This window comes from Streptomyces panaciradicis (assembly GCF_023516615.1).
Lineage (GTDB): Bacteria > Actinomycetota > Actinomycetes > Streptomycetales > Streptomycetaceae > Streptomyces > Streptomyces panaciradicis.
In genome coordinates, this window is record NZ_JAMGBF010000108.1 from 57,373 (window position 1) to 68,773 (window position 11,401).

Below are 11,401 nucleotides of genomic sequence, written 5' to 3' on the forward strand. Positions count from 1 at the left end.
GGTGCTGATCACGGAAATGACGGTCCCCGGCGCGTACCGCCTGCAGCCCGAGGCGATCGAGGACCGCCGGGGCCACTTCTTCGAGTCCGTGCGGGCCAGCGAGCTGCTGGCCGCCAGCGGCTGGGAGTTCACGGTCCGTCAGGTCAACTACTCGGTGTCGCGCCGCAACACCCTGCGGGGCATCCACGGCACCACGGTGCCGCCCGGCCAGGACAAGTTCGTCACCTGCGTGCGGGGCAGCGCCCTGGACATCGCCGTCGACCTGCGCGTCGGCTCGCCGACGTTCGGCCACTACGACGTCACCCTGCAAAGCCCCGAGACGAAGACGGCCGTGTACCTGCCCGACGGGGTCGGGCACGCCTTCCTCGCCCTGAGCGACGACACCTGCATGAGCTATCTGTGCTCGCAGGAGTACGTGCCGGGCACGATGATCGACGTCGACGCGCTCGACCCCGACCTCGCCCTGCCGTGGGACCTGAAGGAGCCGCCGATCCGCTCGGACAAGGACGCCGCGGCGCCCACCCTGGCCCAGGCGGCAGCGGCCGGCCTGCTGCCCACCTACGCCCAGTGCCCGCCGCGCCCGCTCACCCCCGCCCGCTGAAGCCGGCAGGCGCGCCCGGGAGAACGGCGGGCGGCATCCCCCAAGGATGCCGCCCGCCGTTCTCCCGTCTGCCCCGCCGCCCTTCACCGGCCGCTGCTCACCAGGCGTTCACCGCCCAGGGCGTGGGCGCGGATGCCGGCCATCAGCCCCGCCTGCCGCACCAGGTCGCGGTGGTGCTCGGCCCGCGCCGCCGGGTTGCGTACGGCCTCGTGGAAGGCGGTGAACACCCCCAGGAACTGGTCCGAGGCCGAGGCCCGGATCCGTGTCTCGCGGTCCTTCTGCTCCAGGCGCAGTACCGGGCGGGCGCTCGCCGAGGGCGTGAACGCCCACTCCAGCACCAGCCGTCCTTCGCTGCCCCACAGTTCGTAGGCCGACCGGTAGCCGTGGGACAGCCCGAAGGAGCAGTGCGCGGTGACCCCGTCGTCGTCGCCCAGCAGCGCCGCCCCGGACACATCCACGCCCAGCTCCGCATCCCACCTCAAGGCCGCGCCCAACACCCGCGCCGACGGCCCCAGGTAGGCCTGGGCTGCGCGCACCGGATAGCAGCCCACCTCCCACAGCGCCCCGCCGCCCAGGTCCGCCTGGTACTTGATGCCGCGCGGATCGGTCGGCGGAATACCGAACGTGCCGTGGTAGGAGCGCAGTTGGCCGATCGCGCCGTCGGCCAGCAGTGCCTGCGCCTGGCTGTGCTGGGGGTGGCGCAGGAACGCGAAGTTCTCCATCAGGGCCAGGCCGCGCTCCTCGGCGAGCGCGACGAGGTCCTGGGCCATGTCCGGGGCGGGCACCGCGGGTTTTTCGATCAGGACGTGCTTTCCCGCCTGGAGCGCCCGCCGCGCCCATGTGGCGTGCTCGCTGTTGGGCAGCGGGATGTAGACCGCGTCGATGCCGGGCACCTCCAGCAGCCGCTCATACCCCTCCACCGCCGCGCAGCCGGCGCCGGCCGCCACGCGCCGGGCCTTGTCCGCGGAGCGGCTGGCGACCGCGACCAGATGGAACGGCGAGCGGGAAATCGCGGGCAGGGCCCGGCGGGTGGCGATGTCGGCGCATCCGATGATGCCGATACCGGCGCTCTGCTCGGATTCGAGATCGGGCGTCAGATCTTCGTTTTCCACAGGTCCACCTAAACGATGACAGTAAAAGCGCATGCCTGAACCGGTATGCCGTCAGCCTGAGTAAGCACACCCCGGCCTGTCAACAGGCAGGCAATTCGATTGCGGCGGACGCCGGGGAACCTTTCGGCCGGGTGGCCGACGCCGATAAAGTGCGGGCACCGCCTGAATAGGCACGAAGTTACTGAGGAGGCGCCACGGTGAAGGGCATCATCCTGGCCGGCGGCAATGGCACGAGGCTCCATCCGATCACTCTCGGGGTCTCCAAGCAAATGCTCCCGGTCTACGACAAGCCGATGATTTACTACCCGCTTTCGGCGCTCATGCTGGCGGGGATCACCGAAATCGAGATCATCACCACGCCCGGGGACGCGGAGATGTTCCGGCGGCTGCTGGGCGACGGCTCCTGGCTGGGCATCACCCTGACCTACGCCGAGCAGGACAAGCCCCGCGGGCTGGCGGACGCGTTCCTGGTCTCCGCCGACCACATCGGCGACGACTCCGTCGCCCTGGTGCTGGGCGACAACATCTTCCACGGCTACGAGTTCGGGCCCATGCTCCAGCGGGCCGCGCAGGACATCGAGGGCTGCGTCCTGTTCGGCTACCAGGTCCGCGACCCCGAGCGCTACGGCGTGGGCACCCTGGACGAGCAGGGCCGGCTCGTCGCCCTGGAGGAAAAGCCCGCCCACCCCGCCACCAACCTGGCCATCACCGGCCTGTACCTGTACGACAACCAGGTCGTCGACATCGCCCGCCGGCTGCGGCCCTCCGAACGCGGCGAGCTGGAGATCACCGACCTCAACCGCGTCTACCTCGAGCGCGGCCAGGCCCGCCTGATCCCCCTGGGGCGCGGCTTCGTCTGGCTGGACACCGGCACCCACGACGCGCTCATGGAGGCCGGCGACTACGTCCAGGTGCTCGAGCACCGCCAGGGCGTGCGCATCGCCTGCCTGGAGGAGATCGCCTGGCGCATGGGCTACATCGACCGGGAGTCCTGCTACCGGCTCGGCAGCCGCCTGGCCCACTCCTCCTACGGCCAGTACGTCATGGAGATGGCCCAGGCCGGCTGAAGCCCCCGCAAACCGCGCACCGCACGCTCCCGCCCCGCAACGGAAAGAAGTGCGAAGCCCATGAAAATACTGTTCACCGTCGGGGGCAGCCAGGCGGCCGTCTTCGGCGTCGCCCCGCTCGCCGCCGCCGCCCGCAACGCCGGCCACGAGATCCTGCTGGCCGCCGACGAACCGCTGATGGCGGCCGCCCAGTCCGTCGGCCTGCCCGCCGTCTGCATCACTCCTGAGCGCATGCGCTACGGCCAGGACGCGCTGACGGCGGCCGGCCGCATCGACGCGCTGCTGGAACTGACCGGGCAGTGGAGCCCCGACCTCGTCGTCGGCGGCCTGTCCCACGTGCCCAGGGTGCTCGCCGCGCAGCTGAAGGTGCCCTACGTCCGCCACATCTGGCACATCGCCCCCATGGCCCGCCGCGACGCCACCGCGGTGGCCGAACTGGCCCCCCAGCTTGAGCGCCTGGGCCTGACCGAACTGCCGGACCCCGACCTGTTCATCGACCTGTGCCCGCCCCCGCTGCGCCCGCCCGGCGCCCCGGCCGCGCGGGCGATGCGCTGGGTGCCCCGGGTCAGCCAGCGCCGTATCGAGCCGTGGATGTACACCCGCCCCGAGGGCCGCCGCCGCGCCCTGATCACCGCCGGCACCCGCAACCTGCTGCTGGACACCTCCGCCGGCTCGCTGCGCCCGCTGGTGCAGGAGCTGACCGACGCGGGCGTGGAGGTGCTGATCGCGGCCCTCCCCGAGGCCGCCGAACGCTACGCCGCCGAGCTGGGCGAGGTCCGCATCGGCTGGATCCCGCTGGACGTGGTCGCCCCCACCTGCGACCTCGCCGTCCACCACGGCGGTGCCACCACGGCCATGACGCTCCTGAACGCCGGCGTGCCCCAGCTGATCGTGCCCGACAACGGCTACGGCAAGGCCGTCGCCGAGGCCATCAGCGGCTACGGCGCCGCCGTCATGGTCGACCGCCACCGCCCGCAGGGACAGGACCCGCAGGCGGCGGTCGTGGCGGGCTGCCTGGAGATCCTCGGCGAGCCCCGGTACGCCCAGCGGGCCCGCGCCGTGGCCGCCCAGGCCGCCACGCTGCCCACCCCGGACGAGGTGCTGCGCGAGATCGAGGCCCTCACCGCCCGCTGACCTGGGAGCCCCCGCGGCGCGTGCCACGCAGCTCGCCCCGGGACCGACGGAGAGGTTCTCCGCGGTTCCGGGGCGACTTTGCGCTGCCGGGGCCGACGTGCCGGCCGTCAGATGAGCGCCTCCAGCCGGGGCACGATCTCGGCGGGCGTGGGCAGCGTCGCGATCTCCTTGGCGATGAACTGCGTCCGCTCGGTGTAGCTGGGGTTCTCCAGCAGCTCCTTGCAGGCTGCGGCGATGACCTCGCCGGGCGCCTTGTCGGGCTCCTGGGCCTGCGGCCACAGCGTCTTGCCGGCGCCGAAGTCGGTGATGGCCTTGGCGATGGCCTCCCGGTGGTAGTTCGGCGGGAACTCCGGCGGGTTCTCCGGGATGACCAGCTGCGGCACGCCGTTGGCCATCAGCGTGGTGGCGGTGGTCGCCCCGCCGTGGTGGACCGCCAGGTCACAGGTGGCGGCGGTGACGTCCATCGGGATCCAGCCCACCCGCGCGGTGCCCAGCTCGGCGCCGAACCGCTCCACCGCGCCGGGGTTCGCCGCGATCAGCGCCTCCGCGCCCAGCTTCTCCAGCTCCTTGACCAGCAGCGGCATGGACCAGCCCGGGTCGCGGAACATCAGGCTGCGGAAACCCGAGGTGATCACCACGCGCTTGCGGCCCTCGGGCCGGGTGTACATCCACCGCTCCAGCCGGCGCTGGGGGTTGCTGGGGATCCAGCGCATCGGCTGCGCGGCCGGGTCGTGCACGGGGCGCAGCGACGGCGGGGTGGAGTCCAGCAGCAGATCGGGCGTGAGCAGCCCGTCCACGCCCAGGCGCTCCATCTCCGGGCGCAGCTCCGCCTCGGCGCCGGGGTCGATACCGGTGAGCGGAATGCCCAGGTACTCGATGTGGCGCACGTAGGGGACCTTCAGGTGGGCGGCGAGCAGCATCGCGGCGTAGCTCTGCGAGCTGCCCACGACCACGTCTGGGGTCCAGTCCTTGGCCAGCTCCAGCAGGGACTTCACCCCGGCCAGGCCCATCTGCGCGAAGCCGCGGCCCTGCCCGAACATCTCCTCGTCGCCCAGCTCGCGGGGGAAGCGCAGCCCCTTGCCCGGGTTGCTGATCCGCATGAAGTGCCGGATCGGGTCGACGGTGAAGCAGAACGTGGGAAGGCCGATGGCCTCCGCGGTCTCCACCCACGGCTCGTGGGCGGCCAGCATGACGTGGTGGCCCGCGTTGCGCGCGGCCGTCGCCAGCGGGGCAGCGGCATAGTAGGTGGCCTGACTGCCCGTGGTTATGAACAGGATTTTCATGGCACTCCGGATGCTTTTCGTGGGATGCGGCCTGCGGCATTCGCGAACTGTTCCGATGGTCCGCAGCGCGGCCGTTTTCTGTCAAACACCGGCAATTGGCAACCCCGTTCAGGCGCGGATTTCCCGCAGTTGAACGGGTTATTCTCCAGGCGTCGTTGCGCACTCTTCGGCCGCTGACCATCATGAGGTCGGTACGTGTGGCCAGGAAGCCTCAGAAAACCGGATACCGAAAGTCGGTGGCACATGAACAACCTGATCTACGAAGCCCGGATGGCTCTCCGTGACGTCATGGAAGTGAACATCTACAGCCAGGGAAACGACAAGGTCTATCTGACCGTTTTCCCGGAGCTGGTCTGGGAGGGCACGGAAAAGACGCAGCCGGAGAAGGTGGTGCGCAACGTCATCGGTCTGCTGCACGACATGGACCTGGACGTCGCCGACGGCGAGGCGTCCGTGCGCACCCTGCTGGACTCCGGCCCGGTGGAGATCGTCCGCAAGGCCGCCTGACCGCCCCGCCGCCCCCCTCTTTGTTCTTGTGTTGCGAGTGCCCGCGCCGACCACCGCCGCGGGCACTCGTCGTTGACGGCTCAGTGAGGGGTGCCGGCGTGATGGCCGGCGTGGAGGTGGTCGGCGGGGGAGACCACCAGGGGGCGCACCATGTGCTGCTCGTGCTCCAGCATGTGGCAGTGGTGCACGCCGCGGCCAATGGCGGGGAAGCGGACGGCGACGGTGACCAGTTCGCCCGGGGTGCCGTTGGGGCCCAGCCGGATCTCGCCCGCGGTGCCCACCCTGATGACGTCCTTCTCGCCCTGCTCGTGCGGTTCGAGTGCGGCCGCCTTCAGATACGCCACCGGTCTCGCCGTCCCGCGCACGGTGCGGTCGAAGCCGGTCACGTCGTAGTTGTCGCGGGCCAGCACCTGGAAGTGGGCCAGGTGGATGTGCATGGGGTGGGGGGAGGCGGCGAGGTTGAGGTACTTCCAGATCTCCACGCTGTCGTGGGCCACGGTGAACGCACGGCCGTCGTCGTAGTCCATGGCGGTGCGGCGCAGCGTGGTGAGCATCCCGTCGGCGTCCTTGACCTGGACGATCCCGGCGGCGGGGAAGGTGAGGCCCGCCGCCTCGGCGTCCGTCACCTCCTCCATCTCCCACAGTTCGGGCACGTTCGCCGTACCCGGGCCGACCAGCACCACCCACCGGGGCGCGGTGTCGTGCGGCATGTCGTGGTGACTCATCCGCTCGAACGTGGAGGAGAGCACCGTGGGCGGGGTGAACCGGGCGGGCTTGCGGTCGGCGACGCGGAACTGCATCACATCGGGTTCGAGGAGATCGTTGCGGGCGCTCGACGCGCCGGGCACCACGCCCTCCATGGTGTTGACCAGTTTCAGGGCCTGGCCGCGGAAGGCGCTGAAGTCGACGAGGACGTCGGCGCGTTCGCCGGGGGAGAGGTTGAGCGCCCCCTCCAGGGGCAGCGGCGCCTCCAGCAGGCCCTGGTCGGTGCCGATGATCTTCAGGGCGCCGGGCACGGGCCGGCCGTCGGCCAGCAGCATCAGCCGGTAGATGCGGGAGTTGGCGGTGTTGGCGATCCGCAGCCGGTAGCCGCGCGGGTCGACGTCGAGGTAGGGCCAGATCACGCCGTTGACCAGGGTGTAGGGGGCGGCGTGGGTGCGCATGAGCTTGGTGCCGACCATCTCCACCTTGTGCACCAGGCGTCCGGTGAGCGCGCCCGAGGCATCGAGGTCGAAGTTGCGGTCGCTGAGGATGAGCGGCACCTCGTGCCGGCCCCGCGGCAGACCGAGTGCCTGCTCCTCCTCGTCGCGGCAGACGAACAGGCCGGCCAGGCCGGCGTACACGCTGAAGCGGCTCACGTGGTGGGTGTGGTCGTGGTACCACAGCGCCGTCGCGCTCTGGTCGTTCGGGTACGCCGACAGCTGCACGTCGCCGGGGGCGATCAGGTTCTCCATCCAGCCGTCGTTGCCGCCCCCGGTCAGCATGCCGTGCAGGTGCACCGCGGCCCACGGCTGCAGGCCGGCCACCCCGGCCACCTCCTGGCAGCCCGCGGTGCCGGGGTAGTTGGACAGCGGATCGGGGGAAGGGCCGCCGGGCGCACCGAAGTCGACGGCGGTGACCGGGATCGTGCCCGTCAGCTCGTTCTCCCAGGCGATGCGCAGCCGGCGGCCGCGGACCGTCTCGATCGTGGGCCCCGGATAGCTTCCCTCGTACGTCCACATCCGCACCGCGGGCATCTGCGAGTGCACCCGCACCTCCGCGGTGCGCAGCCGCACGGTCAGCTCGTCGTGACCGCCGCGCTCGATGGGCCGCAGCACCCGCGGGATGCGCAGCGGGTCCTGGAACTTCGTCAGGATCAGCTTCTCCGCCGACGGCTCGGGCCCGCCGGGGCCGGCATCGTGCGGCGCGGCGAAGACGGAGTGGGCGGACACCAGCGAGGCCAGGCCGGCCACGGCGCCGCCACGCAGCAGCGTGCGCCGCTTGAACAGGGGCGAGTCGGGTATGTCGGCAGAGGGATTCTCCATCTGCCGGATAGTAGGCAATACCCGCTGCACACCCGCTCGAAGTCCCGTCCAGGCAAAGGGAGTTCACCGCTCCGCCCGGCCCGGGGGCGGGCCGGAGCCTAGACGGCTGCCATCTCGGTGTCCCGGCGCACCAGCGCGGCATAGCGGCCGCCGAGCGCGAGGAGCTCCTCGTGCGTGCCGCGTTCGGCGATGCGCCCCCCATCCAGCACGATGATCTCGTCGGCGCCGCGGACCGTCGACAGCCGGTGCGCGACGGTGATGGTGGTACGGCCCGCGCTGGCGGCGTCGATGGCCTGCTGCACGGCCCGCTCGGTCTGGGTGTCCAGGGCGCTGGTGGCCTCGTCCAGGACCAGCACGGGCGGATCGCGCAAGACCGCGCGGGCGATCGCCAGCCGCTGCTTCTCCCCGCCGGAGAAGCGGTAGCCCCGCTCGCCGACCACCGTGTCGTAGCCCTCGGGCAGCGACATCAGATAGTCGTGGATGTGCGCCACCTTCGCCGCCGCGACGAGGTCCGCATCCGTCGCGTCGGGCTTGGCGAAGCGCAGGTTGTCGGCGACCGAGGCATGAAAGAGGTACGACTCCTGGGAGACCACGCCGACCGCCGCCGACAGCGTCTCGAAGGACATCTCGCGCACGTCGACGCCGTCGATCGTGACGCTGCCCGAGGTGGCGTCGTACAGCCGCGGGATGAGATAGCTCAGCGTCGTCTTGCCCGACCCGGTGCCGCCCACCACGGCCAGGCTGCGCCCGACCGGCACGGTGACGTCGATGCCGTCCAGGGTGGGCCGCTCGGCGCCGGCGTAGCGGAAGGACACGTCGTGCAGCCGCACCTCGCCCCGCAGCTGCGCCGGCACCACCGGCCGCTCCGGCTCGGCGACGTCGACGGGCAGGTCGAGGTACTCGAAGATCCGCCCGAACAGCTCCAGCGAGCTCTGGATGTCCAGACCGATCGTCAGCAGCCGCTGCGCGGGCCGGAACAGGATCTGCTGCAGGGTCACGAAGGCGACCAGTTCGCCGATGGAGACGGCCATGCGGCCGCCGCTCGCCGTCAGCCCGGCCACCCAGTAGATCACCGCGGGCATGGCCGCCATGACCACCCAGATCGTCGACTGGTACCACAGGCCCGCCGTGCTCGCGCGTACCTCGGTGTCGGTGAGCTTGCGCGACTGCGCGGCGAAGGCGTCGCTGAGCGAGCGCGAACGGCCCATGGTGTGCCCGAGGATGATGCCGCTGACCGACAGCGACTCCTGCACGTTGGAGGACAGGTCGGCGAACTGCCGCTGCCTTGAGCGGGTCAGCACCCGCAGCTCGTCGCCGACGCGGCGGCTGACCCACACAAAGCCCGGCAGCACGACCAGCGACGCCAGGGTCAGGCGCCAGTCGAGCAGGACCATGGCGGTGACGGTGGCCAGCACGGTCGTCACGTCCGACACCAGCGCCGTCGCGGTGGTCGTCACGGTCACCTGCATGCCGCCGACGTCGTTGGCGATGCGGGACTGGACCTCACCGGTGCGGGTGCGGGTGAAGAACGCCAGCGACATCCGCTGCAGATGCGAGTAGACGGCGGTGCGCAGGTCGTGCATGACCAACTGGCCCACCCGCGCCGACAGATAGGTCTGCCACACGTTGAACGAACTGTTGGCCACCGCGACGGCGACCATGCCCAACGCCAGCAGGGACAGCAGCCCGGTCCGGCCCTGCGGCAGCGCCACGTCGACGATCTCACGGATCAGGAACGGGTTGATCAGGGAGACCAGCGAGGACGCCGCGACCAGGAACGCCACGGCCCCAAGGCTCTTGCGGTAGGGGCGGAACAGCTTGAGGATGCGCCGCTTCTGGACGGGATGGCGGGCAGTGGCCGGCCCGGTGGTCCTCACCCTGGTCTCCTTCTCTTCGCTCGACTTCGGACGACGGCTGCCGCGGCCGGTTCTCACCACTTGCTGACCAGCTCGTCGAACCGGGCCAGCTCCTCCTGCGACAGCGGCGGCAGGCACGGCGCCTCGCCGGCCGGACCGACGTACTGCGTCCAGGGAGTGGGCAGGTAGGTGCCGTACCAGCCGATCGCCATCCACATGAGCCCCTCGCCGAGGTTCCGGCCGATGGCCCTGAAGGCGGATGTGTGCCATGCCCGCATGTCGGTCTCCATTTCGCCGGCCAACCCTTCCTTCGCCACCTTCGGCGAGCGCTCTCAAGAAGCGGCGGGTCATCGCTCAAGCCCCGCTGGAGGCACCGTCTTCAGCCCCTCGACAGCAGGCCGCGGCTGCGCAGCACCCAGCGTTCCAGCGGGCTGAACAGCAGCACATCGACGGCGATGCCGACGGCCAGGATCAGCACGATGGCCTCGAACACCATCGCCGTGTCACTGGCGTTGCGGCCGTTCTCCAGCAACTGCCCCAGCCCCACCCCCAGATCGGGGAAGGAGGCGATGATCTCGGCGGCCATCAGGGAACGCCAGGAGAACGCCCAGCCCTGCTTGAGGCCGGCGACATAGCCGGGCAGCGCGGCCGGCAGGGTGACGTGCCAGATGCCCTTCAGGCCGCTCGCGCCCAGGGTGCGGCCGGCCCGCAGGAACAGCGGGGGCACCTGGTCGACGCCGGAGATCAGGCCGTTGGCGATGGAGGGCACCGCGCCGAGCAGGACGACGGCGTACATCATCTTGTTGTTCAAACCCAGCCAGAGCACCGCGGGCGGCACCCACGCCACCGACGGCAGCGACTGCAGGCCGGACAGGATCGGGCTGATCGCCGCCCGTATCCACCGCACCCTGGCCACCAGCAGTCCCAGCGGGGTGCCGATCGCCAGGGCCAGCAGGAAGCCGAGCAGGCCGCGCGAGAGCGACGTCCAGATGTAGCCGAGCAGGTCGCCCTTGAGCCAGGCGTCCCGCATGACCTGCCACACGGCGGCCGGGGCGGGCAGCTTGGTGGGATCGTCGACGAAGCCGAAGGACACCAGGCCCTGCCACAGGCCGAGCACCAGGGCGACGGCGATGAGGGGCGGCAGCATCTTCTCCTTGAGGATCTGCCGCCACGGCGTGCGCGGCGCGGGCACCGTCTCCAGCGCGTCCAGGCCCGCCTCCAGCCCCGACAGGCCGCCGGCGTCGTCCACCGCGGTGTCAGCGCCGGCCATGGCGGCGGATCTCCCCACGCAGCTCTTCGGTGATCTCCACGGCCAGTTCCGCCACCGCCATGTCCTCGATCCGGCGCGGCTGCGGCATGCCCACCCGCCACTGGCGGGTGATCCGGCCCGGGCGGGAGGACAGCAGCACCACCCGCTCGGCCAGCCGGACGGCCTCGCGCACGTTGTGGGTGACGAACAGCACCGACAGCCCTTTCTCGGCCCAGATCCGGGTGAGTTCGTCGTGCAGCACGTCCCGGGTGATGGCGTCCAGCGCGGCGAACGGCTCGTCCATCAGCAGCAGCCGGCTGTCCTGCGCGAGCGCCCGGGCCAGCGCCACGCGCTGGCGCATCCCGCCGGACAGCTCGTGCACCCGCCTGCCGTACGCGCCCTTCAGCCGCACCAGTTCCAGCAGCTCCTCGGCCCGCATCCGGCGCTCGGCGCGGTCGACGCCACTGAGGCGCAGGGCGAGTTCGATGTTCTTGCCCGCGCTCAGCCACGGGAACAGGGCGTGCTCCTGGAACATCAGCGCCGGCCGGCCGTCGGTGGTGATGGTGCC

General features: G+C 71.2%; 11 protein-coding genes. 4 read left to right on the forward strand and 7 right to left on the reverse strand.

The window, feature by feature from the left end; genetic code table 11:
* The first annotated feature begins 1 nt into the window (after position 1).
* Positions 2–601: a dTDP-4-dehydrorhamnose 3,5-epimerase family protein gene (locus tag M8J74_RS30825; protein WP_249839592.1), complete on the forward strand. Its 600-nt coding sequence runs from the start codon at positions 2–4 to the stop codon at positions 599–601.
* An 83-nt stretch (positions 602–684) separates the two neighbouring features.
* On the opposite strand, the gene M8J74_RS30830 is transcribed toward M8J74_RS30825, so the two are convergent.
* A complete protein-coding gene (locus tag M8J74_RS30830) occupies positions 685–1,713 on the reverse strand; it encodes a Gfo/Idh/MocA family protein (RefSeq protein ID WP_249839593.1) in 1,029 nt (342 codons plus the stop codon).
* Positions 1,714–1,910: 197 nt separating this feature from the next.
* On the opposite strand from M8J74_RS30830, the gene rfbA reads away from it, so the two are divergent.
* A complete protein-coding gene (gene rfbA / locus M8J74_RS30835) occupies positions 1,911–2,780 on the forward strand; it encodes a glucose-1-phosphate thymidylyltransferase RfbA (RefSeq protein WP_058920543.1) in 870 nt (289 codons plus the stop codon).
* A gap of 60 nt (positions 2,781–2,840) precedes the next feature.
* A complete protein-coding gene (locus tag M8J74_RS30840) occupies positions 2,841–3,914 on the forward strand; it encodes a glycosyltransferase (RefSeq protein ID WP_249839594.1) in 1,074 nt (357 codons plus the stop codon).
* A 107-nt stretch (positions 3,915–4,021) separates the two neighbouring features.
* On the opposite strand, the gene M8J74_RS30845 is transcribed toward M8J74_RS30840, so the two are convergent.
* Positions 4,022–5,197 carry a glycosyltransferase gene (locus M8J74_RS30845; protein ID WP_249839595.1) on the reverse strand — a complete coding sequence of 392 codons (1,176 nt, stop codon included), beginning with the start codon at positions 5,195–5,197 and terminating at the stop codon, positions 4,022–4,024.
* A gap of 270 nt (positions 5,198–5,467) precedes the next feature.
* On the opposite strand from M8J74_RS30845, the gene M8J74_RS30850 reads away from it, so the two are divergent.
* Entirely contained in the window at positions 5,468–5,704 is a 237-nt protein-coding gene (locus M8J74_RS30850; RefSeq protein ID WP_249839596.1) for a hypothetical protein, read from the forward strand.
* Positions 5,705–5,784: 80 nt separating this feature from the next.
* On the opposite strand, the gene M8J74_RS30855 is transcribed toward M8J74_RS30850, so the two are convergent.
* The 5 genes from M8J74_RS30855 to M8J74_RS30875 form a co-directional block, all read right to left on the reverse strand.
* Positions 5,785–7,728: a multicopper oxidase family protein gene (locus M8J74_RS30855; protein WP_249839597.1), complete on the reverse strand. Its 1,944-nt coding sequence runs from the start codon at positions 7,726–7,728 to the stop codon at positions 5,785–5,787.
* 98 nt (positions 7,729–7,826) lie between these two features.
* Positions 7,827–9,605 (reverse strand): ABC transporter ATP-binding protein, encoded by a 1,779-nt coding sequence (locus M8J74_RS30860; protein ID WP_249839598.1) that lies wholly within the window; start codon positions 9,603–9,605, stop codon positions 7,827–7,829.
* Between the two features lie 53 nt (positions 9,606–9,658).
* Entirely contained in the window at positions 9,659–9,862 is a 204-nt protein-coding gene (locus tag M8J74_RS30865; protein WP_249839599.1) for a hypothetical protein, read from the reverse strand.
* A 101-nt stretch (positions 9,863–9,963) separates the two neighbouring features.
* The gene (locus tag M8J74_RS30870) at positions 9,964–10,854 is read right to left on the reverse strand and encodes an ABC transporter permease (protein WP_249839600.1); all 891 of its coding nucleotides are present in this window, start codon (positions 10,852–10,854) and stop codon (positions 9,964–9,966) included.
* Positions 10,841–11,401, reverse strand: a 561-nt coding sequence (locus tag M8J74_RS30875) for an ABC transporter ATP-binding protein (RefSeq protein WP_249839601.1), incomplete at its 5' end; no start/stop codon positions are given. The genes M8J74_RS30870 and M8J74_RS30875, both read right to left, overlap by 14 nt.